Here is a 23,775-nt window from a genome sequence, read left to right on the forward strand (position 1 = left end):
TACAATCGTTTTTTGAAATACGTTAATCTTAAACAAAACCCCTTATGAAAAAACTGAAACTTTCTATTGCATTCGCGCTTTTGTGCTTTTTATCATATGCACAAAACACAAATTATGGCACCTCGTCTGGGACGCTAGGTATTAGCAACAGCTTCTTTGGCTATTTTTCCGGTAACGCTGCGACAAGTACAAGTGAAGATAATTCTCTTTTTGGAAAATCTACGGGAAAATCTTTGACGACCGGCATTCGAAATACAGCAATGGGATCGGAAGCCTTCTTCTCAAATACCACCGGTAACTCAAATAGCGGATTCGGATATCGGTCACTTTATACTAATTCGTCAGGGTACTATAATTCTGCAATAGGAGCGTATTCTCTTTATCTCAGCACCACAGGACACGACAATACTGCGTTAGGTTATACATCACTCTACAACAATACGTCGGGAATTGGCAACGTGGCAGTCGGTACTTTTTCATTGTTTGCAAATACAACGGGATCCAACAATACCGCGTCAGGCACCAATTCACTTCAAAATAACTTGGCTTCAAACAATACAGCACATGGATCCATGTCATTATTTTCCAACACAACAGGAGCAGGAAATACCGCGATAGGATACCGTGGCCTGTACTTTAACACTGTAGGAAATTCAAATACTGCAAGTGGACAAGATGCACTATACTCTAACTCAACAGGTAGTTATAACACGGCCAGTGGACAGGAAGCGCTTTACGCCAATACCGCATCTAACAATACGGGAATTGGATACCGGGGATTATACTCCAACACCACCGGCACTCGTAACACGGCCGTTGGCTACCAGTCATTGTATTTTAATGTAAGCGGCAACGACAATACGGCTATCGGTATGAGTGCCCTTTCTAGCAATACAGCGGCGGCCAATACGGCGATCGGGTCTCTGGCCATGACGGTAAATACTACCGGTGCGGGTAATAGCGCTGTGGGCTACTGGGCTTTAACTTCAAACACAACGGGATCATACAATACGAGCTTGGGTCATCAGAGCTTGAAAGCGAACGATGTCGGATACCAAAACACTGCCGTTGGATATTTCGCGTTAGGCTCGAATACTGGCGGAACGTTTAACAGCGCGGTGGGTAATCAGGCGTTACAGGCAAATCTAGTTGGATCGAACAATACAGCCATTGGAAACTTCGCCCTAAAACTAAGCACCGCTGACCGTAATACGGCATTGGGAGCTTTTGCCCTATCCGCTAATTCAACGGCGAGCGATAACACGGCAGTGGGTTATAACGCGCTGACGTCAAATACCACCGGGATACACAATGTTGCCGTAGGGGCCAATGCCCTTAGGACCAATGTTACGGGGCAAGATAATGTGGCATTTGGTTTCAATGTATTGTGGCAAAGCACGGGCTCCAATAATACCGGTGTTGGTTCCAATGTGTTGCAAGCGGCTTCATCGGGGGCACACAACACAGCTTTGGGCAACAACGCACTTTTAGGTATTACCACAGGTTCTTTTAATACTGCGAGTGGCTCCGGAGCGCTGCGAACCATTGGCGCGGCCAATTATAATACGGCGTTCGGATATGAAGTTCTGGCCGTTAGCGTCGGCCACGACAATACCGGGTATGGAGCATTAGCGCTAAGCAAGAACACTTCCGGTTTGAACAACACCGCCAATGGAAAAGATGCCCTGCTGAACAACACGACGGGGTCAAGCAATACGGCTTTTGGAAAGTCTTCCCTGAGTGCGAATAGCATAGGCTCGGCGAACACGGCAGTTGGGAACTTAGCGCTGGCGGTGAATACAACGGGTTATAATACAGCCGTGGGCAGTGAAGCACTCAGTACGAATACCGGTGGCTCTTACAATACCGCCATTGGATATATGGCCATGACCGCCAACACTTCGGGTGTTAATAATACCTCTATCGGAAGCATGTCCAATGCCATTGGGGCCTCGGGGATCACTAACGCTACCGCGCTTGGATACCAGGCCACCAATACAGCATCAAACCAGGTAGTCATTGGAAGCCCGGCCGTTTCGGTGATTGGCGGCGCCGTGGGTTGGAGCGTAATTTCAGACGCACGGTTCAAAAAGGATATTCAGGAAAATGTAGCGGGTCTTCAATTTATCAACCAACTAAGACCTGTAAGTTATTATATGGATATGGAGGCCTACCGTAAATTTTTGGGTCTCACGAACGATAATAGTGGGGCAGAAAAGCAAGATCAAAAAACCAAACCTGCGAGACGAACCGGATTTATCGCGCAAGAAGTGGAAAAAGTCATTGATAAGATGGGTTTTGAATTTCAGGGCCTGCAACGCCCCAGCGGAGAAGCGGATCACTACCGGATCAGCTATGAAGCCTTTGTTGTGCCCCTGGTAAAAGCGGTTCAGGAATTGTCGACGAAAGTAGAAGAACAGCAGAAAACGATTGATCTACTGGAGAGCAAGCTTCAGGGATCAGAAAATGTGACAGCATCTGAAAGCGTCGAGCTTTTTCAAAATGTGCCCAATCCTTTTTCCGCTAGCACCGAAATTAAAATGTCATTGCCGGAAACGGTTTTTAAAGCGACTGTAATCGTATACGCGCTCGATGGTAAGCAAGTCAAAAGCTTCCCTGTAAAAGACCGCGGCGATGTTAGCATAACGATCGCCGGCAATGAGCTGTCGGCAGGAATGTATTTGTATAGCCTGATCGTGGATAACAAAGTTGTGGATACCAAGAGAATGGTTCTGACTGACTAAACATCTAATCCATGAGCATTGAGGGTTTTTCTACCGGCCCTCAATGCTCATGTAATCTTTCTTGCTGGCGGTTTGCGTTGACACAACACGAATTCTTCATCTGATCAAACCATATTTTTGATTGCTAAGCCGAAGTGTAATGCATTCCCAGGGACTGCAAGAAGCTAATGTGATAAAGGTAGCTTTGCTTTTCCCTCACTTCCCGGGCATTCACAATTTCCCCCACCAACATCGTATGCGTCCCCAGATTATAATGCCCGATTAGTCTGATCTCTTTGTATGATGCCGAGAAATCGGGAACGGGAAAATGAAATGCTTCACTAGCCGACACCGTAAATGGAAGCTGTTCTATGGAGGGCGGCTGAGAACTGTGGTTATTACCCAGCGCATAGATAACACTCAATTCAGCGCCGTCGGTGTCGCCGATGACAATTTTCTCAGATTGAATAATTTTTTGCAGCGTGATGTTTGTGGTTCGCAATCCCAGAACGTACAGGCCGCTTTGCGGGATATGACACTGAAAATCCATAGGAAAAATGTTATAATAAGATTCGTCCCGGAACGAAACCGCGATAACACGACGAGGATAGGAATACGCTGCCGCGTAAAACTTGTCCTCTTCTGCCGAATTTTTGTTTTTGAAATAACGTCGTATAAAATACTGAAACCATGCACTCTTCTGATGACAAAAAGCCTTTTCAGCTTTCACGACGACCAAAAAACCATTCGCAACATCAATTTTTTTTACAACCGCGGTGATCAACTCTGCATGGATCTTTTCCCCGGTGGTTACGGAAATCGTGGGGACGTTCGTTTCTACCCTTCTCCACTCCTCAGGGGTTAGCCAAACCGACAGGCAAAACGGCGCGTGGCATACGATGCAATGTCTTTCGCTTATATCGAGCCGGCCATCTGGCCACGACAAGAAAACTTTTTCTTCCACTTTTCCGATGGGGATCCTGACTGCGGGAAAACTCTTTGCCACGCGGTTCCCAAAAAGTACACGTTTTGCAATGGACTTCAGGAGGGCCTTCATTTTCTCGCAAAGATTACCAAAACAAAATCGGATGAAGGGATCGCTGTGGACGAAAGCATATCGAAATAGGGTGAAGAGGCGTTTTTGAGTTTTCGCAGGGTATGGACGAACGTCTTATGAAGGACACCCTCGCGTTGGTGGTGAATGGTTAACGTGTCTGACACCAGAATGCGCAGCGCAGAAAATACAGAATTCTTTTTGAGAATATGGTTCACGTGCGGATCCAGCAGGGCGGCCACCAGATGACATTGCCTGGAGGTGACCAACGCAAGCTTTTCAAAAAACGCTGGCATATTTTCGATGCAATTGAGCACTGCAAAATTGGCGAGGATGCCGTCCACCTTTTCCGGGAAAGGAAGCCGCTGCTCCGACCATTCAGTGAAGTCCGTATCCTGATCAACAAAACGAACATGTTCGGACGATGTCATTTTTTTCCGTGCTTCTCCTCTCATTTTTAATGAAGGTTCTAAAAACAGCACGGTTGAATAATGTTCCTGAAGCCAGGGAAGGTCCAGCCCGGTGCCGCCACCAAAATCCAGCACGACACCGCGGGGCACGGTTTCTTTGAAAACCTGCGCGATCACTTTGCGCGCTTTTGCATCGTGGTCGGTCAGAAATGCATCGTACTGCCCAGCGATGGCATCATAAAAAGAAGTGATGGTCTCTGTGCGTCTGGCCATAGCGTGAACGTTATTCTGTTGAGTTGCTGTAGTGAAGGGTCTTCGCCGGCCGTTGGCGGTGCCAGATCATGCCCAGCTTGGCCGTGACCGATTTTACTTTGAGGAGCATGTTGCTAATGTTCAAAGCATGCTGCGATCCCTTTGCCCACTGAACTTCGTTGATCACATGTCGCACTGCAAAATCATAATACCGCCTCGAATACGACCGCTTGAAATCGATCTCCCGGTCCGTGCTGGTGGCCCATTCCAAAGAAGTGGTTTGATCGGCTTCCACCTCCTGGTAAAGCTCCGTGCCCCGGATGGGATAAGCAACGGTGATGGTGAAATGATCCGGGTTGGATTCTTTGAGATGATGAATGGTTTCCTCGATGTCGGCTTCCGTTTCGCCGGGATAGCCCAACATGATGAAGGTGCCCGTTTCGATGCCATAATTTTTGGTGAGCCGGATCATGTCGCGCACCTGGTTCACGTCCACGCGGCGGTCCATGAGGTCGATCACTTTTTGGGAACCGCTTTCGGCGCCAATCCATACGCGGAAGCATCCCGTTTCTTTGAGCAACCGGATCACTTCATCGTTCATGCGATCGGCGCGCGTAATGCATTCGTAAGGAATGACGAGCTCTCTTTTTTGCAACTCGTCGCGAAAAGCGGTCAGCCATTTGTGACTGATGGTAAAAACATCATCTACAAACCAGAGGCTGTCAGGCCGGTACTCGCGTTGCAGCGTTTCCAGTTCGTCGGCAACTTTTTCAGGTGACCTTCTCCGGTAACTTAAGCCATAAACGGCACGGCTGCACCACTTACAGGTATACGGACAACCGCGCATCGTGCTCACCGAGATAGCATTGGTGCCATGCCGTTCCTTCCAGGCCTCGAGATAGCGATGAAGATCTATTTTGTGACGGGCCGGTACCAGCTCGTTGATGTCTTTGATCTTGTCGCGTTCCGGATTTTCAACAAAGCGATCGTCCTGAAGAAAGGCAATACCTTTTATGTCTTTAAGAAATGAGCCAGGAATGTACTGGTGTTCAGAAAGTGTTGTCACCAACTCCCTCATCGTTTCTTCGCCCTCGCCGATGGCGATGATGTCGGCGCCGGCACGCAGGAAATTCTCGGCGCTGTGTTTCACTTCGGGGCCGCCGAGGATGACGCGGGTAGCGGGTAAATTCTTTTTTACAAAGCGAATGGTCTCCAGGATATTCAGCTTGGTCATCAGATTCACATAAAGCGCCAGCAGGGGTGGCTTCGTATGCAAGAGGTGGTCCTGAAAATTTCTTTTAGAAGAGAAGGTGGTGTCGTAGACTTCGTTTTTGATCGCGTGCCTTTCCAGGTACGCCGCGATGTAGAGGATGCCCAGCGGCGGGTAGGGTCGCATGATGCGCTGCTCTTTCACATCGTCTTCTAAAAAATATCCATGCGAGAGCAGTACGTCCATGGCGGTTCGGTGCTTATGCTGCGGAGGAAGAAAATTTCATAGAAGCCGGAGGTCTATGAGGAAATGATCGGCCATGCTTCCCAGGAAAGAGAACCGGTCCAGCGCTTGCTCCATCCGGTTGAGTTGGAGCAGAAGTCCTTTTTTGCGCGAAAAGAAATTTTCAAAATAGGAGGGTGGAATGGCAAACCCCACTGGTTTGGTGGTCACGTGACGGAAGGCGTGCTTCGACCATTTTTTTATTTGCGCGGGGGTGTAGTACCAGGTTTTCATCTGCGTGCCTTGCAGATCGGCCATCACTTCTTTCTGGGTCATCCGGCGGAAAGCCCGCAGGAAACGGAGCTTCATCAGGAAGTAGTTGGTCTCCCAAAGACAAAATTTTGGCATGACCACGGCAACAAAGCGACCGCCGGGTGAAAGAATGGATGGAATTTTGGCCAGCAGCTTTTGCATGGCTTCGGGATTGATACAATTCAAACCGCCGAAGTTGGAGAAGACCAGGTCGAATTTTTTATCAAAAAGCGTATCGTCAAAACTATCGAGATCGAGGTATTGGGAGCTGATCTTGTTTTGCATGGAATATTGCTGGGCCTTTTGCATGGTCACCTTCAGCATTTCTTCCGAAACATCGGTGGCCACGATGTTGAAGCCCTTTTCGCTAAACAGCAAGGCATCTTCCCCCGTACCGCAATTCAATTCCAGGATTTCCAGCCCGTTCAATTCGGGGGTGATCTTTTCCAGGTACGACCAAACCCTTTTTCTTTGCAATTGGCCAATGGCGCTCCGGGTGAACTGGGAGTCGTAGGAGGTGGCGATATGATCGAAGGGGGCTGCCATGTTACCGCGAATTTGGGATGGTAGAGTCTTTTAAGATACGAAGTCTTTTGGATAAAAGTGTGACACGGGCTCCGAAATAAAACGTACCTAGGCCTTGTTTGAGGTCCTTATACGTAAGACGCAAAGGACTGCGCATAAGTTTCTTCAAACTGGCATAACCTTTTTGTTTTCGATACACGTAGTGCACGTACCGGTGTAACGCTTTATAATACGCATTGTTAAAAGTGCTTTTAAAGAGCATGGCCAAATCATCGGAATCGGACCAATTTTGCTTTTCCAGGAGCTGCCCTTTCACGTTTTCATAAAATTTTGTGCCCGGCAGGGGGTAGGAAATGGAAATCCCCACTTCTTCGGGCATCAATTCCAGCACCATCCGCAGGGTTGCCTGGATGTCGGTTTCCGTTTCGCCGGGGTAGCCGAATTGCAGAAAGAATCCCACGGCGATGCCATGCGTCTTTAACAGCCGGGTTGCCTCATAGATCTGTTCTACGGTCGTGCCCTTGTCCATGGCATCCAAAACGCTCTGTGACCCGGATTCAGCGCCCACCCAAACCGTTCGGGCGCCCGAGGCCGCCAGGGCGTCGATCACCTCGTCTTCCAGCAAGAGGTCCACACGGGACTGGATTTTGTAGGTAAAAGCCAGCTTTCGCTCCTTTACAAGGCGATTAAATTCCCGCACCCAACCCGGTCGCAGCCCGAAAATATCGTCGCTCATCCAAAAATGGTCAGGATGGTGGTGCTCCAATAAAAAAGCGATCTCATCCACTACATGTTGCGGCGACCGCGAGGTGTAGCGGTTTCCATAGATCGGTTTTGCGCACCAGTTGCATTTGAAAGGACATCCTCTGGTGGTGGCCAGGTTTAGCGAAAAATAGCCATGATGTTTTAGCCACAAGGCGCGGTAGGATTCCATATCCACCAGGTCCCACGCCGGCAGGGGCAGGGCATCCAGGTCGCGCAGCACGGGTCGGGCCGGGGTTAGGATGGTCGTTCCGTTTTCGCGAAAGGCCAGTCCTTGTACAGCCGACACGTCGCCTTGTTTTTCGAGCGTGTCGATCAGTTGTTTTAAGGTTTCTTCTCCTTCGCCACGGATCACGTAGTCCACGTGATGTTGAAAATATTTTTCGTAATGATCCGTTGCGTCAGAGCTGCAGATGATCACCGTGCACCCGCGCTTCCGGCTTTCTTCGGCCATCACAAAAGCGGCCTCGCGCATCACGGTGAGACACATTTTGGTGAGGTAGTTAAAACCGTCGTCATAGATCACCACATAGTTGGGGCGGTGCTCGGTCAGGGCCGGCACGATCGCGTCCGGGCCATCTTTCAAATTGTTGTCCAACAATGCGACGTCATGCCCTTGCGTGCGCATCACGGCTGCGGCCAGCAGGGTGCCCAACGGTGGGTATGGTTGTTTGAAGCGCCACTGTTTGGGGTCGCGCTTGTAGAAATATGAATGCGTGAACAGGATCTTCATGCGCCACTATCTTTTACTAGCCTTGTTCTTCTGCGCAACTCCGCAAGGGCGACAGGCCAAAGGCTTTCACTTTGTCGGCATACAGCTCCAGGACCTTGCGCTGATAATTGCGGGGATGATTTTTAGAAGCATGATCTTTCGTCTTGAACGCTACCTTGAAATCGGCATCGGAATATTCGCGCCGGTACAATTTTTCCCAGCGTTTCAACGTCATCCTTTTGAGATGATGGTCTAGCCTGGAAAACGGTGCGAGGTTGAAAAATGCTTCGAGTATCTTTTTTATGCCGCGACGATTCGAGCGCGCTACGTCTTCGGTTGCACGTGGCCGGAAGTTGGGGAAGAAGCCCGTCAGCCAGGGATTGGCCTTCAGAAGATGGTGGTAATGTTCCGCGCCATACAACGGCAGCGCGGTGGCCAGCTCGGTGGCCGTGAATAGATTTTTTTCCTCAATCTCCAAATGCTGCTCGTCAACAAAATAGTTCACACAAAAATATTTGTGCGAGTTGAAAAGAAAGATCCGCTTATACATCACCAGCAACGTCCGGGCAATCCATAGCCGGCCTGGCGCCGTGACGATAAAGAAGTCCAGGTCGGACTTCTCATCCATATAGCCTTTCGAGAGCGAACCGGAGGCCATGACACCACGAACAAACGGGAAGCTACCAATAAAGCGCCCCTTTTTGCGCGCAACGACCGTGAGCCGCTCGGCTTCCGCATTGCCTTTGGCCCGGCGCTTGGCATCGTGCTCGTTGTCCTGAATGCCAAAAAAATCTCCGAACTGTGAAATATAGCGATGCGCGGTAAGGGCTTTCAATCGCGAGTGGATATAGTCTTCGTGCTCCAGCGGTGCACCCAGGAAACGGTGGACTTCATCCGCCTTCAGTGGATAATGGAAGATGTCATAATAGAGCAGGGTACGCAGGATGTGTTCATCCACTGCGTTCAACACCATGCGGTCCGGCAGAGCTACGGTCATACGACGCAAGTTTTGAGTTTCTATCCTTCGTCCACGGGTGAAAACAGTGCAAACTACACAACTGTTATCCAGACCATGGAATAAGAATGTAAAAAACTAAAATGGGGTAAAACGTCAGGGGAGTTGACGGACGGTTTAAAGGTAATGAAATTTACGGCATAGCGGCGAGGCGAAAAGACAATATTTTTTCGAGAAAAGAGCAACTTGAGTTGTAACTTGACATAGCGACTCCGATAACGTTACGATTTTTCTTGTTATTGTTTCAAAACCTTTACAATAGTTAAACTAAGTTCCTGGTTCTTCCTTTTTCATTCCAATGAGACTTGCGGATATTCTTATAGATCCAGACCATTTTCGTGAGGAAGACAAATTGTATGTCACCAGGAACCCATCCACCTTTAATGACTTTGAAAGGTATTATAGTAAAGTAAGACATCAAGAGAAAAGGATATTGTCAATTGAGACCATTCGTAGACTTCCCATGGTACCAACGTCACATCCCCATTTTAAAGAGTGGCAAGTGCGGCAATTTTCTTCGCAAAAACTCATCTTCTATTTAAACAAGAAAAATAACTCCGTCGTACTGGAGTTGGGGTGTGGTAATGGCTGGCTCTCCGGCACGCTGGCAAGAAGTTTAGATGCCATGGTAGTCGGTGTCGATGTGCAACAGACTGAACTCAAACAAGCAGTCCATGCTTTTGGTGAGCAGCAGAATTTATATTTTATGTATGCCAATATTTTAGATGATCTGTTTAAAGAGCAATCGATAGATACTATCATTCTGGCGGCCTCGGTCCAGTATTTTAAAGATTTTAATAAACTGATTTTAAAATTACTCTCCCTCCTAAAGAACACAGGTGAAATACACATCATCGACAGCCCGTTTTACGAATCCCTAAACGATGTTTTGCTTGCCAAACAAAGAAGCGACCGTCATTTCTCTCTCATGGGCACGCCCGAAATGTGTGACAAGTATTTTCATCATTCGTTCCAACAACTGGCGCAGTACAATTATCAGGTCTTTTATAATCCCAAGTCTGTAATTTCTCGGGTCAAGAGAAGGGTACTTAAAATGTCGCAAGGCGTATTTCCTTGGATTTGCATTCGGAAATAGAAATCTTTTTTTGCGCCAGCTTTTCCATACACGAGATCAACTCTACTTCCCTGGTCAGTCAGACTTCGTCCGATAGATACCCAAGTCAAGTACATATGACAGGGTCAAAAAATCGGTGTGCGATGTGCGCGAGTTTTTGTGCCTGGGGAACCGGGACAAGGGGAGCTTCAGGTGAAATACGGAGGGGACAGCCCTGGAGCGTTGCCTGACATTAAAAAGATTTAAAATTTTCTAAATGTGCTCGCCACACATGAAAACAATATTTGAATTTCCAGAAAAAGAGTAGAATTTTATCACCCGTGTCTTTACAACATAAATCCGGACGCAACCCTATGAATACAACCCTTTCTTCCTTCGACGCCTACGCAGAACAGTACCAGAAAAGTATCGCAAACCCTGAAGATTTTTGGAGCAACATCGCCGCCGACTTCAAGTGGCGCAAAAAATGGGACAAGGTATTGGAGTGGGATTTTCACAAGGCCGAGGTGAAGTGGTTTGTCGGTGGCAAGCTGAACATCACTGAAAACTGTATCGACCGCCACCTGCCCCAGCGCGCAAACCAAACGGCCATTATCTGGGAACCCAACGACCCCAAAGACGAAGCCAAGCACATTACCTATAAGGAGCTGCACGAGCAAGTGAGCAAAGTCGGCAACATGCTTCGCGCGCAAGGCGTGAAGAAGGGCGACCGCGTGTGCATCTATATGCCCATGATCCCCGAACTAGCCTATGCAGTGTTAGCCTGTGCCCGCATTGGTGCTGTACACTCTGTTGTGTTTGCCGGGTTTTCGGCCGGCTCCATTGCCGACCGCATCCAGGATTCCGGTTGCAGCGTGGTGATCACCTCCGACGGTTCGTTCCGCGGTGAGAAAAAGCTCGACCTCAAAAGCATCGTCGACGAAGCCCTGGAGAAATGCCCCACGGTGAAGACGGCCATCGTTTTCCAAAAACTGAAGCTCGGCGTCAAAATGAAAGCCGGCCGCGATTTGTGGTGGCATGAAGAAATTGCCAAGGTCTCTGCCGACTGTCCGCCCGAAGAAATGGACGCCGAAGACATGCTGTTCATCCTTTATACTTCAGGCTCGACCGGCAAACCCAAAGGCATGGTGCATACCTGCGGTGGGTACATGGTCTATATAAACTATACGTTCCGGACCGCCTTCCAATACCGCGACGGCCAGGTATACTGGTGCACGGCCGACCTGGGATGGATCACGGGCCATTCCTATATTCTATACGGCCCGCTGTCGGCGGGTGGCACTACCGTGATCTTCGAAGGCATTCCGTCGTGGCCCGATATGGGGCGCTTCTGGCAGGCGATCGAGCGGCATAAGGTGAATATTTTTTATACGGCACCCACGGCCATTCGCTCCCTGGAAAAAGCGCCGTTGAGCTTTGTTGAGAAATATGACCTGTCTTCCCTGGAAGTATTGGGCTCCGTGGGTGAACCCATCAATGAAGAAGCCTGGCATTGGTACAACAAAAATATCGGCAAAGAAAAATGCCCCATCATCGACACATGGTGGCAAACCGAAACCGGCGGCTTCATGATCTCGCCCATTGCCAACGTAACAAAACTGAAACCCGCCCATGCCACGCTGCCCCTACCGGGCGTGCAACCGGCGGTGATGGACGAAAACGGAAAAGAGTTGACAACAAACGGCGTGGAAGGACGTCTCACCATAAAATTCCCCTGGCCCTCCATGGCCCGTACCATCTATGGCGACCACAAGCGTTTTTTTGAAACGTATTTTTCAACATTCCCCGGCAAATATTTCACCGGCGACGGTTGCAAACGCGATGAAGAAGGCTACTACAGAATAACGGGACGGGTAGACGACATCATCATCGTTTCCGGCCACAACATGGGCACAGCCGAAGTGGAGAGCGCCATCGACGAACATCACGAAGTATGCGAAACGGCCGTAGTGGGCTATCCCCACGACATCAAAGGTCAAGGCATCTATGCGTTCGTCATCCTTTATCATCCGCCGAAGGACGAGGAGAAACTTCGCGGCGAGATCAAGGAAACCGTTTCCAAGATCATTGGCCCCATCGCCAAACCGGACAAGATCCAGTTCGTGAGCGGGCTGCCCAAAACGCGTTCGGGGAAGATCATGCGCCGCATTTTGCGCAAGGTCGCGGAAGGCGATACCTCCAATTTGGGCGACACCACAACCCTGTTGGATCCGGCCGTGGTGGACGAGATCAAAGCAGGGGCGTTGTAGGTTTTACTGCAGTTAAGAAATAAAGTCCCTCGAATGGGTGCACAGAATTTTTAAACCGCAGAGCAAAACGCTTTCTAATTTTATTTATTCGGACGGACCGCGTTCGTCAAAGGTTTGCCTTCCGTGAAGGCTTTCAGATTGCCCAGGGTGACTTGGGCAATTTGCGTTAGGGCCTCCTGGGTGAAAAAACCCTGGTGGGCCGTGATCAACACGTTGGGGAAGCTCATGAGGCGCATGATCATGTCGTCGGTCACGATGTGGTCGGAGAGGTCGCGGAAGAAAAGGGATTCTTCTTGTTCATAGACATCCACACCCAGCGCGCCGAGGTGGCCCGATTTCAATGCCTGGATAACACTCCGGGTATCGATGAGCCCGCCGCGACTGGTGTTGATGAGCATGGCGCCGGGTTTCATGCGGGCCAGCGTTTTGTCATTGATCAGGTACTTGGTGTGTTCGTTTAGCGGACAATGGAGCGAGAGTACGTCGGCCTGGGGGAGCAAGGCATCGAGGGGCATGTAGATAACACCGGCTTGTTTCAGGGCATCCTGCTCAGCCACATCATAGGCCAGCACCCGGCATCCAAAGCCCAGCATGATCCTGCAGAACACCTGGCCAATGTTGCCGGTGCCGACGACGGCCACGGTCTTTCCAAAGAGGTCGAAGCCCAGCAGGCCGGCCAGGGAAAAATTTTGTTCGCGTATGCGGTTGTAGGCTTTGTGGGTTTTCCGGTTTAGCGTCAGCATCATGGCCACGGCGTGTTCGGCCACGGCATGGGGTGAGTAGGCCGGCACGCGCACCACGGGCAGGCTGTGCCGGGCGGCGGCTGCCAGGTCCACGTTGTTAAAGCCCGCGCAGCGCAGGGCAACGATGGCCACGCCCTGGGCGGCAAGCTTTTCCAATACCACGGCATTCACCCGGTCGTTCACAAAAACACAAACCGCCTGGGCGCCGGCGGCCAGGTTCACGGTTTGCTCGGTGAGGGGAACTTCAAAGAAATCGATGGCAAAATCAAAGTCCCGGTTGTGGTCTTCAAAGAAGGATTTGTCATAGGACTGCGTGCTGAAGAAGGCGATTTTCATAGTGGTAACATTAAGATCATGTGAAGCTGCCGTTCCGGGTTCCAAAGTGAAGCGCGTTTTGGTGATCCGCGGGATTTTCAGAATAAGATAGCGGTTTCCACCCGATTTTCGGGGGCTTCGTGTTGGTTTAGGATGATTATGCAAAATTCTTTGGGATGTATGATTTTCCCTGATTCTAAATAAAAGCGATTTCAACAGATGTTGCCGGCGCGTTACTTTTGAAATCGGTAAACGCACTCCACGTCGGACAGGATTTGTTTGGTTGACGCGATCGACGTGAATGCAAAAAAACCTCCCTCGTCGATCTTATGAAAAAAAATATATACGCTGTCTCCCTCTTCCTTTTGCTCACCGGCGCTGCGTGGGCACAATCGTCGTTCATCCCGAAGAACCTCGGACCCCAGATCAACTCCAATTACGATGAGATCAACCCCGTGCTCTCGGCCGACGGGAAAACACTTTACTTCTCACGCGTCAATCACCCTTCCAACACCTTCGGCGCCACCGACAGCCAGGACATCTGGTTCTCAACGCTTCAAACAGATGGTAGCTGGTCCGTTGCCGAACGCTTGCCCCGGTTCAACCAGGGTCGCTACAATGCCGTGCTGTCAACCTCCGCCGATGGCAACACGCTTTTGATCAATGGCGTGTATAGCGCCGACGGCATGACCTGGAAGAAGAACGGACTCTCCACCGCGTCGAAGACGGCCGATGGATGGTCAATACCCATGCCGTTGAAAGTATCCACCCGCGGCGCAAAAAGTCCCGCATCGATGAGTGCCGATGGCAAGTCGATCGTGTTCAGCTTTGCGAAAGGCAAAACCAGCAAGCTCTACGTGAGCGAACTCAACGAAAAAGGAAAATGGACCAAGCCGAAAAAGATCGAAGCCCTTTCGTCTGCCACCGCCAGCGAAGAAACGCCTTTCCTGCTGGCCGACAACAAGACAATGTATTTTTCCAGCAACCGCAGCACCAACGGTAGCTATAACATCTATAAGACCACCCGCACCGGATCGGACTGGATCACCTGGTCAGCACCCGTTGCCTTGAACGACACCATCAACACCGCTGGCTATGAGTCGTATTTCAAAACCAACGCCAACGGCAGCATGGGTTATTTTTCTTCTAATAACCAATCGCTGGGCGGCGCCGACATTTATAAGGTGAAAATTTATGAGGACAATCCTTTCATCATCGCCTCCGGTAAGATCCAAAATCAAAAGAGCAGCCGTACGCTGAAAGGCAAGGCCGCAAAAATTCTCGTAAACGGCCAACCCGCCGACAGCGTTTGGATAAATGCTGACTCCGGGACCTACCGGTTGAAACTGCCGATGCGCAAACGCTACGAGGTATCGGTGGTGGTGCCCGACTATAAAGAAGTGAAAGACGTGATCGATGCTTCCGAAATAAAAGAATACACCGAACTGAACAAAGATCTGAAGGCCGAACCGCTGACGTTCGTGACGGTGAAGGGTAAGCTGTTTATCAAAAACACCAACAGTATGCTTCCCCCAAAATCCAATGCAAAGATCGTCATCGACGGCGAACTGGTGGATTCTGCGCGCGTGGATAAAGACGCGGGAACCTATGAAGTGAAGCTCCCCCATGGCACACTCTATTACATGCAGGTGAGCGCCAAACATTTCGAATCCTTCCCCGAGCCCCTCGACCTGAACACCGTCGACGAATACCGAAGCATCACCTTGGATCTACTAGCCGACGCCGAAAAAATGGCCATCGTCTCCGGCAAAGTGATCAACAAAAAGACTGGCCGCCCCTGGTCAGGCAATCCTGGCCTGAGGATCATGGTAGAAGGCATCGACAATTCCGCAGCCGCCATCGATTCATTGTTGGGTACCTACGACCTGCGTGTGCCCCTGAAGGAAGCCTATGTGATCAGTGCTACCGCCCCAGGTTTTTACCCCATCGCCGAAACCATCGACGTAACACACGAAACCAACGAAATAACACTGAGCCGCGATCTGTTGGTAGTGCCCATCGAAGTGGGCCAATCCGTTCGCCTCAACACGATCTCGTTCGATCCGGATAAATCCGAACTAAAAGAAAGATCCTTCGCCGAACTTGACCGCCTGGCCGCGCTCCTGGAATCCGACAAAGCCATCCGCATCGAAATAGGCGACCACAGCGACAAAGCCGGAAAAGGAAAACTCTCCTCCGCCCGCGCCAAGACCGTCACCGAATACCTGATACAAAAAGGCATCGCCAAAGACCGCATCGTCTCCAAAGGCTACGGAGGATCCAAACCCCTGGCCTCCGCCAAAACCGAAGAAGGCAAAGCAAAAAATCAACGCGTAGAATTCACCATCCTCCGAAAATAACCTTTCGACAAGAGTCCACTTTCCGATTTTTTCAAATACACAAAACCCCGGCAGGCACCGGGGTTTACTTTTTATATCTATTCCCAAATTATTGACAACCGACTACTAATACTGGCTCCTGGCTTTCTGGCTCCTCTTTTTTTTTAACCCTCCTTATGGAATCCGACCGAACGCTGCATCCTAGCCATACACTTTAATCCCACGGCCATGAAAAGAATCTACACCATCGCCCTACTCTTCGTCTCCCTGATCCCCGCAGCGGCCCAGGAAGCTGAACAAAACGTTTCCTCCAAAATAAATCAAGTCGCCGTCTTTCTACAGGGCGCCCAGATCACGCGCCACGCTTCGGTTCCTTTGAAAGCCGGTGTCTCCATCCTGACCCTGACCGGAATTGCTCCAGCCATTCAGCAGCAAAGCATCCAGGTGGACGGCCCGGCGTCTGTAAAGATCCTTTCGGTTTCCTTCCGCATCAACTACATGGAAGAACACAAGAAACCCGAGAAGATCAAGCTCCTCGAAGGAGAACGCAAACGGCTTGCGGCTTTGATCACGCAGGAAAAATCCATCCAGGAAGTCTACACAGAAGAAGAAAATATTTTAAAAACAAATAAGTCCATTGGCGGCACGGAGAAAGGTGTGGAGGTAGCCGAGTTGAAGGCCGCCATGGACTATTTTCGTCAACGCTTGCTGGACATCAAGCAACAACTGATGCAGTCGGAGCGCACCATCCGTTCGTACCAGGAAGAGCTCGCCAAAGTGGATGCGCAATTAACAGAGCTTCGCGCCATCAAGGGACAACCCAGCGGCGAGATCGTGGTGAAAGTATCGACAAAGGCGGCCACCAACGCAGAGTTGGATGTGAATTATTTGGTGAACGAAGCGCGTTGGTTTCCTTCGTACGACATCCGCGCGAAGAACGTCAAAGCACCCGTTGGCATCACCTACAAAGCCAATGTGAGCCAGCAGTCGGGTGAAGATTGGGAAAATGTGAGCCTCACCATTTCGTCGGCCAATCCTTCGGAGCAAGGCGTGCGCCCGATCATCAAGCCTTGGATCGTGGGCTACAACAATGCTTTGTCTCGGCGAACGGTCTCCAATGCCATGATGGCGGTAACGGCCAACAATGAGGTACATGGGCGAGTGGTGGACGATGCAGGTCAACCCATTCCCGGTGTGAACATCGTCGTGAAGGGAACGAGTGTAGGCACGGTAACGGACGTGAACGGCAACTATTCAATACCCTTGACGTCCGACGCCGAAGTGGTCGTGTTTTCGTTTATCGGCTATAATGCCATTGAGAGAAGACTGGACAGGGCAAGCGAGGTCAATGTCCAAATGCTCCCGGACGTGTCTGCCCTGAGTGAGGTTGTGGTGATGGCCTACGGTTATACTAGCGATGCTGCTCCTTCAGAAGCGCGATCCGGAATTTACGGATCATCTGCGCAAAAAATGAAACGCGCCCAGGTGGCCACAGAGGTCATCCGGCAAACCAACGTGGAATTCAAATTGGACGAGCCATTCTCCATAAAGTCAGACGGCGAAGTGCGCGCAACGGATATGATAGAGTACGAATTGCCTGCGATCTATGAATACTACTGCGTGCCCAAGCTGGAGGAAGACGCGTTTCTTACAGCCAAGATCATGGACTGGGATCAGTATAATTTTCTGGAGGGTGAAGCCAGCCTCTTCTTTGAAGGTAAATACATCGGCAAGAGCATACTCGACACGCGCAACACATCCGACACGCTCATTGTTTCACTGGGCCGCGACAGCAACGTTTTGGTGAAACGTGAAAAGAAAAAAGAATATTCGTCACGACAATTCGTTGGATCCAATCAGAAAGTTGCCCTGGCGTATGAGATCTCCATCCGGAACAAAAAGGGATTGCCCATCAGCATCGTCATTGAAGACCAAATTCCCATTTCGAACGACAAAGAGATCACCGTGGACAAACTGGAAGACTCGCATGGCGAATACGATCACAACAGCGGCACGATCACCTGGAAAAAAGAAATTGCCTCGGGTAAAACGGAGATCATCAACCTGAAATATGCCGTGCGCTACCCGAAAGGAAACCGGATGTTTCTGGAGTGATCAGTTGCCGTGTTGACGGAGCACTTCATAGATCGCTACACCGGCAGCCACCGACACGTTGAGTGAACCGATCTTTCCTTTCAACGGAATGCGGGCCAACTCATCGGCTTCTTTCAAAAAGGCATCGCTGATGCCATCTTCTTCTGAGCCGAGGATGAGGGCGATGGGGCCAGTAAGCGTGAGGGAGTACAAGCTCTTCTCGGTTTTTTCCGTGCAGGCTACGATGCGGATACCATTGTCGTGCAACAACTGGATGGTTTTCTTCATGTCCTTCTCACGGCAGATCGGCAGGTGGTTCAACGCCCCTGCCGATGTTTTCATGGCATCGCTTGTTATCGGGGCACTTCCTTTTTCACCGACGATGATGCCCGTCATGCCGGCACATTCAGCAGTGCGCACGATGGCACCAAAATTTCGTACGTCGGTGATGCGGTCGAGGATGAGGAAAAAGGGTTCGCGTCCTTCCTGGTATGCTTTGTAGATAAGATCGTCAACGGAAGAATAGCTCACCGCGGAAAGAATGCAGATCACACCCTGGTGATTTTTCGTCGACAGGCGTTTGAGCTTTTCGGGAGGCACAAAGAGGATGGGCACATTGTTGTTGCGTGCCACGGCGATGAGCTCTTTCACCAGGTCGTTGGTGAGGCCCGACTGGATCATTACTTTGTCAATATCTTTTCCTGCCAGGATCGCCTCGATGACGGCCCGGGTGCCATAGATCATATCTGTTTTTTCCATTGCGAAATGTTGCTCAGCGGTTAGTGGCCAGCCGGTCGATCTCCTTGGCCAGCTTGCGGTCTTTGTCCGTCACGATGTTGCCGGCATCGTGGGTGGAAAGCGCAAAGCTAACGGTGTTGTAAGTGTTCGTCCAGGTGGGATGGTGATTCATTTTTTCGGCCGTTATAGCCACTTTGGTCATAAAGGCGAAGGCCTCCGTAAAATCGGCGAAGGTGAACGTCTTCTTCAGGGTGTTGTTGTCGGTAGTCCATTCCATAAGCCTTTGCATTTTTTTGTGATACGAAATTCTTTTTGCGCCGTCCGCCTGTGATCCACACAAGCGATCAAAGCGCCACGATACCTTCTATTTCCGCGGCCAGCTGGTATAATTCGATCACGGCATCGCTGGAGGGCATCATGGCCTGTATGGTAACGCTGGTGTAGTTGCCTTGTTTTGACAATTTTTCGGTGGCCGTGTTGTTCGGGAACAACTTCTTCACTTGTTCTTCCTTGCCGGTGGGTACGATGAATTTAAACACGTAGATCTCGGGCCAGGCATAGTGCTGGTCAAGCTTTTCCCGAAACGAATCGACCCAGTTTTGGTCCATATGAAATGGCAACGCCCCCCAATGGCTCGGGAGGCGTGGCATAAAGATTTTTGCAATACTTAAAAGAACCGGTAGCGCTTGTCTACAATGTCGGCATTTTCTTTAATGGCATCGGCGATGCCCGCGCTATTGCGATTCACGGCATTTTGTTCCAGTCCGGCTTTGTAGGTGGCGTAATCGCCAACGGCAGGAGCGATGGTCTTGTTTTGCAATTCCACGATCACCACACCGTTCTCACCGGCCAGGGGCTTGGAACGTTTTCCGTTCTCCAGTCCGAAGGCAACACCTACGGCTTGCGGATCGAATCCGACAGTAGGCAATGAGTTGCTGTTCAATTTCAGATCGCTGCTGGAATAAACATTGGCGTCGGTGCCAAAAGAAGCGGCGATCTCTTCCAGCGTGCCTTTGGCGGCGCTGAGTTTATCGATAATAACTTTTCCTTTCAGTTCATTGCGAACAGCGGGTGTGATCTCCGCTTTCACCGAGGCCAGGGGCTTGTAGCCTTTCTTGATCTCGTTGGTCATCACCACCACCACGTTCTCTTCCTGCAGGTCGAATACTTGCGAGATCTTGCCGACAGAAGCTTCTCTGAAAAGCCACTGCACGATCGAGCGGGCTTCACCCAGTGTGCCTATGCGACGGTCGCCGGCCACTACGTTCTTGGCTTCCTGCAACACGAGGCCTTGTTCTTTTGCGCGCTTCTCGAAATCGGCAACGCCACTCAGATCCGATGTGAAGGCTTCAGCCTTGCGGAAGGCTTCGTTCAGCGTGGCATCGGTCGGCACGATCTCGCGCTCGATGATGGCCAGCTTATAGGCTTTGTTGGTTTTGGGTTCTGTTACGGAAATGATGTGATAACCAAATTCGGTTTCCACCACGTCGTTCAGAACACCGGATTTGCTTGCACTGAACACGGCATCCTGGAAGGGCTTCACCATTTGTCCACTGCTGAACCAGCCCAGGTCGCCACCGCGGCTCGCGGTTCCGTCTGTACCAAATTCGGCAGCTTTTGCACCGAAGTTGGCGCCGGCTTTAATGTCTTTCAAAATGCCTTGGGCCTTGGCTTTGGCTTCTTTCTTGGCGGCTTCGCTGGCGTCGGCCCATTTAATGAGAATGTGGCTGGCGCGGGCGCTATATACGGTGTCGTTGAAGACCTTGGAAACTTTCACCACTTTATACACCTGGCCATCCAGGAAGGGTCCGATCACTTTGCCTTGCACGAGGCTGTCGGGCGAAAGAAATACCGGCATGGTCACCGCATTGTAAGTAGCATATGCATTTTTGCTGTCGGAGCTTTTTGCAGCATAAACCGAGTCTTCAGAAGAAGTTTTGAACTCGTTCACATCGCGGGCCAATTCTTCTTTCACGGTGAGGCTATCGGAAGCCGAGGCTACTACCGGGATCGACACAAACTTGATGTCGCGGCTTTCTTCAGTTTTGAATTTCTCTACATTCTTGTTGTAGTAAGCTTTCAACGCATCTTCGGTCACGTTCACGGCCGAGTCGCTTACGGCGAAATAAGGAACGTAAACATAACGCACTTCAGCAACGTCAGTCTGCTGATGATATTCGCGTTCGGCCTCGGCGGCAGTAACGTAAGTGCTTTTGATCAACAGGTTTTCGTATTTGATACGCTCACGACCGGGCTTCAGGTCGCGTTGGAACAGTTCCCAGCGGATGCGGGGTTCAGACTCCAAAGGCATGGTCTTGAGTTGGGCGGCATAGGCCGACACTTTATTGGGATCGAACTGGCCGGTGGCCGGGTCGGTGAAAGCCATTTTTACGTTGGGGTCAACATTTTTTCCTACGAGCATATCCAGTTGCTCGTCTTCGGAAACTTCAACACCCACTTTGGCATATTCGGCCTGAATGGCATTGCGGGCAATGAGCAGATCCCAGGCTTGCTGGCGAATGCTGGGCATCTCGCGCTCGCCGGGCTCACGACCGAAATTGAGGAAATAATTTTGTTCGCGTTCGCGGATCACGGACTGATATTCGTCGTAGGAGATCTCCTTGCCGGCGATCTCACCCACGGAATTTTTTCCCCAGTTGAGGATAGAAGACTTACCGCTAAAAATGTCGTTCAGAGTAAAAGCCGCGATCGCAATAAACACGAAAATTACCACCCAGGTACCCATCTTATTGCGCAACGTTCCAATAAATGCCATAATGTAAATTTTAAAGAGCCGCAAATTTAACCCGTTATCTCTATTAGAAAAATAGCGCTGAAAAAAAGACGGGGTTGGACGGCAAAAAGTTAATAGAATGGCCCTGAATAGCAGTATTTTAACCCTTTCGCGGGGGCCGTTTCAGGCCGTTTCTTCCGCTTTTTCCAGGGTCACCTTCACCGTGCCGATGCGGTTGTCTAAAGTGGACTGAATGGTGAAGGTATAGGGGGGCATATGGAAGGCCTGGCCGGTCTTCGGAAAGTCCTCCGCCAGGGCCAGGATGAGGCCGCCCAGCGTTTCATACTCGCCCTCGGGCAGCTTCCAGCCATAGGTCTCGTTGAGATAGTCTATTTCCAGGCGGGCGCTCACCAGGTAGGTGTGGTCGTCCTGCTGTTGCTCCACCAGCGTGTCTTCGTCGTGCTCGTCTTCGATGTCGCCAAAGATCTCCTCGATCACATCTTCCATGCTCACAATGCCCGAAGTGCCGCCGAACTCGTCGACCACCACGGCCAGGCTTTTGCGTTCGTTGATGAAGCGGATCATGAGCTCGTTGGCCAGCGAAGTTTCGGCGACGATGATGATGGGGGTGAGAATGTCGCGGATGTGTTGTGGCTTTTTGAAAAGCGATGAGGAGTGACAATAGCCCACCACGTCGTCGATCACCTGGTTGTAGATGATCACCTTCGAGTGGCCGCTCTCCACAAAGGCTTCGCGCAACGTGCCGATGCTTTCGTTTATTTCCGTGGCGGTGATCTCCGTGCGGGGGATCATGCATTCGCGCACTTTCACGGTTTTAAATTCCAGGGCATTGTAGAAGATCTTCTTGTCTACGTGCAGCACTTCGGCGTCGGGCTTCACGTTGTAGATCTTTTTCAGGTATTGATTCAGATCGGTAAAGCCAAAGACGGGCCGCTGGTCGTTGTAGGGCAAGTGCAGCACGCGGAGGGTGATCCATCGCGAAAGCGAAACCAACGGATACATGAGCCAGAAGAGTAAAACAAAGCAAAGGCCAAACAGCGGCGCCAGCGCAAAGAGGATGCGCTCGGGACTGAGCCTGAAAATACGATGCGATAAAATGTCGGACGTGAACGTGAGCAGTGCGGTGGTGATCAGGGTTTGCAGCAGCACTTGCAGGGTCATGTACTGCGGTCCGAATTGTGCGCCAAATGCCGGCGCCATCCACAGGGCCATGCCAAAGCTGAAGCCGGCCAGGGCCAGGGTGTTGCCCACACGGGTGGTGCCCACAAACCAGGTGGGACGTTTCATGAAATAGGAAATGATGTCGTAGGGGAGCCGTGGATATTTTCCTACGGGAACGCGGTCCATGTGCACGTGGCGAAAGGCCGTCTCCATACCCGAGAAGAAAAACGAAAACGCCAAGGCGATCATACTACCCGGGAAGAGGAGAGCATTCATGGTTATTTCTTCTTCTTTCTCAAAATATACAGAAAATAGAAAATCGTGGTGAGCATTATGGCCCAGTAGCCTTTTCCCAGGCCCAAGGTCATGATTTGGTGGATGCCGATGATAAAAAAAGCTATCGCAAGCGAAAACAGGAGAACGTCGATCAATTTCATGCTCCTGCAAAAATAGCGATTTTTCAGACGGGTCGGGAAAACAATGATTATACCGGCCAACGGCGCAGCAGGAGCCTAATCCTTTACTTCGATCTCGCCGGTGGGCCGGCGGATGGTATAGTCCGAAAGATCTTGCTTGGCGTCCAGCCCTTCCCCATAGATCACATCGCTTTGCTGGCGGATGGTGACAAATTTTTCGGTGAATATTTTCTTTTCGGCGGGTTTCCAGAACAGCTCTTCCGTGTTGAGCTGTTCATTTTTTTGAAGATTTTTTACTTCCACTTTACCACGGCCGCGCCATTGGTTTTCGGCCTTAAAAAAATAGGCATGGTTGGCGCGCAACGTCGACTCCAGGCTGCCGTCTTCTTTGTAAAATTCCATGTAGATGCCCTTGGGAAATTCGCGATCGCCGGTTTGGAATTCGTAGAGCACGTCGGCGAGCATCTTTATTTTCACCTTGTCGTTTTCCGTGTAGTAGAGTTCTACTTTCTCGGCCTCGCTGATGGGGCCGGTGTATTCCACGGGTTTCTTCACTTCCGCTTTATTGCAGCTACACGCCAACGCGGCCAGGGCGATAAAAAAAATATGACGCGAAAACGAGGAGATGACGACGCTCGGGAGGATCAATGATGCTGAGCAGAGGCCGGTCATCGTTTTCGGGCGTGTTGTCAT

Annotated in this window: 19 protein-coding genes; 5 read left to right on the forward strand and 14 right to left on the reverse strand. The window is 50.5% G+C overall.

The genetic code is table 11. The features are described from left to right. The first annotated feature begins 44 nt into the window (after positions 1–44). Complete coding sequence (locus tag D4L85_RS11490) at positions 45–2,744, forward strand: tail fiber domain-containing protein (protein WP_119754444.1); 2,700 nt, start codon at positions 45–47, stop codon at positions 2,742–2,744. 124 nt (positions 2,745–2,868) lie between these two features. Here the strand turns inward: D4L85_RS11490 and D4L85_RS11495 are convergent, their stop codons facing one another. The 6 genes from D4L85_RS11495 to D4L85_RS11520 are packed head-to-tail and all read right to left on the reverse strand — an operon-like array spanning position 2,869 to position 9,179. Further along, complete coding sequence (locus D4L85_RS11495; protein WP_119754445.1) at positions 2,869–3,780, reverse strand: flavin reductase family protein; 912 nt, start codon at positions 3,778–3,780, stop codon at positions 2,869–2,871. Then, positions 3,777–4,460, reverse strand: coding sequence for a methyltransferase domain-containing protein (locus D4L85_RS11500; RefSeq protein WP_119754446.1), 684 nt, complete (start codon positions 4,458–4,460; stop codon positions 3,777–3,779). Before D4L85_RS11500 ends, D4L85_RS11495 begins: the two co-directional genes overlap by 4 nt. Before the next feature lie 10 nt (positions 4,461–4,470). Beyond that, on the reverse strand, positions 4,471–5,895 hold the full coding sequence (locus D4L85_RS11505) for a B12-binding domain-containing radical SAM protein (protein ID WP_119754447.1): 1,425 nt from the start codon (positions 5,893–5,895) through the stop codon (positions 4,471–4,473). A 36-nt stretch (positions 5,896–5,931) separates the two neighbouring features. Beyond that, positions 5,932–6,729 (reverse strand): class I SAM-dependent DNA methyltransferase, encoded by a 798-nt coding sequence (locus D4L85_RS11510; RefSeq protein WP_119754448.1) that lies wholly within the window; start codon positions 6,727–6,729, stop codon positions 5,932–5,934. A gap of 1 nt (position 6,730) precedes the next feature. After that, positions 6,731–8,203, reverse strand: a complete 1,473-nt coding sequence (locus D4L85_RS11515) for a B12-binding domain-containing radical SAM protein (RefSeq protein WP_119754449.1) — start codon at positions 8,201–8,203, stop codon at positions 6,731–6,733. 16 nt (positions 8,204–8,219) lie between these two features. After that, positions 8,220–9,179 (reverse strand): nucleotidyltransferase domain-containing protein, encoded by a 960-nt coding sequence (locus tag D4L85_RS11520; protein ID WP_119754450.1) that lies wholly within the window; start codon positions 9,177–9,179, stop codon positions 8,220–8,222. A 481-nt stretch (positions 9,180–9,660) separates the two neighbouring features. On the opposite strand from D4L85_RS11520, the gene D4L85_RS11525 reads away from it, so the two are divergent. Continuing rightward, complete coding sequence (locus D4L85_RS11525) at positions 9,661–10,293, forward strand: class I SAM-dependent methyltransferase (RefSeq protein ID WP_160143673.1); 633 nt, start codon at positions 9,661–9,663, stop codon at positions 10,291–10,293. Positions 10,294–10,625: 332 nt separating this feature from the next. Further along, entirely contained in the window at positions 10,626–12,521 is a 1,896-nt protein-coding gene (acs, locus tag D4L85_RS11530; protein ID WP_119754452.1) for an acetate--CoA ligase, read from the forward strand. Positions 12,522–12,601: 80 nt separating this feature from the next. Here acs and D4L85_RS11535 read toward each other — a convergent pair whose 3' ends face one another. After that, the gene (locus tag D4L85_RS11535) at positions 12,602–13,600 is read right to left on the reverse strand and encodes a 2-hydroxyacid dehydrogenase (protein ID WP_119758749.1); all 999 of its coding nucleotides are present in this window, start codon (positions 13,598–13,600) and stop codon (positions 12,602–12,604) included. Positions 13,601–13,908: 308 nt separating this feature from the next. On the opposite strand from D4L85_RS11535, the gene D4L85_RS11540 reads away from it, so the two are divergent. Together D4L85_RS11540 and D4L85_RS11545 are read left to right on the forward strand one after the other, a co-directional pair. Further along, entirely contained in the window at positions 13,909–15,939 is a 2,031-nt protein-coding gene (locus D4L85_RS11540) for an OmpA family protein (protein ID WP_119754453.1), read from the forward strand. 207 nt (positions 15,940–16,146) lie between these two features. Then, positions 16,147–18,033: a mucoidy inhibitor MuiA family protein gene (locus D4L85_RS11545; RefSeq protein WP_119754454.1), complete on the forward strand. Its 1,887-nt coding sequence runs from the start codon at positions 16,147–16,149 to the stop codon at positions 18,031–18,033. On the opposite strand, the gene rlmB is transcribed toward D4L85_RS11545, so the two are convergent. The 7 genes from rlmB to lptC all read right to left on the reverse strand — a co-directional run bounded on the left by rlmB (position 18,034) and on the right by lptC (position 23,775). Then, positions 18,034–18,771, reverse strand: a complete 738-nt coding sequence (gene rlmB / locus D4L85_RS11550; RefSeq protein WP_119754455.1) for a 23S rRNA (guanosine(2251)-2'-O)-methyltransferase RlmB — start codon at positions 18,769–18,771, stop codon at positions 18,034–18,036. 13 nt (positions 18,772–18,784) lie between these two features. Further along, entirely contained in the window at positions 18,785–19,027 is a 243-nt protein-coding gene (locus tag D4L85_RS11555) for a 4a-hydroxytetrahydrobiopterin dehydratase (RefSeq protein ID WP_073133967.1), read from the reverse strand. A gap of 67 nt (positions 19,028–19,094) precedes the next feature. After that, positions 19,095–19,400, reverse strand: a complete 306-nt coding sequence (locus tag D4L85_RS11560) for a DUF493 family protein (protein ID WP_228450860.1) — start codon at positions 19,398–19,400, stop codon at positions 19,095–19,097. A gap of 17 nt (positions 19,401–19,417) precedes the next feature. Next, complete coding sequence (locus D4L85_RS11565) at positions 19,418–21,526, reverse strand: peptidylprolyl isomerase (protein ID WP_119754458.1); 2,109 nt, start codon at positions 21,524–21,526, stop codon at positions 19,418–19,420. A gap of 141 nt (positions 21,527–21,667) precedes the next feature. Further along, positions 21,668–22,942: a hemolysin family protein gene (locus D4L85_RS11570; RefSeq protein WP_119754459.1), complete on the reverse strand. Its 1,275-nt coding sequence runs from the start codon at positions 22,940–22,942 to the stop codon at positions 21,668–21,670. A gap of 2 nt (positions 22,943–22,944) precedes the next feature. Next, positions 22,945–23,103, reverse strand: a complete 159-nt coding sequence (locus tag D4L85_RS34400) for a hypothetical protein (protein ID WP_160143674.1) — start codon at positions 23,101–23,103, stop codon at positions 22,945–22,947. A 75-nt stretch (positions 23,104–23,178) separates the two neighbouring features. After that, positions 23,179–23,775, reverse strand: a complete 597-nt coding sequence (gene lptC, locus D4L85_RS11575; RefSeq protein WP_228450861.1) for an LPS export ABC transporter periplasmic protein LptC — start codon at positions 23,773–23,775, stop codon at positions 23,179–23,181.

It is taken from the genome of Chryseolinea soli (assembly GCF_003589925.1).
GTDB lineage: Bacteria > Bacteroidota > Bacteroidia > Cytophagales > Cyclobacteriaceae > Chryseolinea > Chryseolinea soli.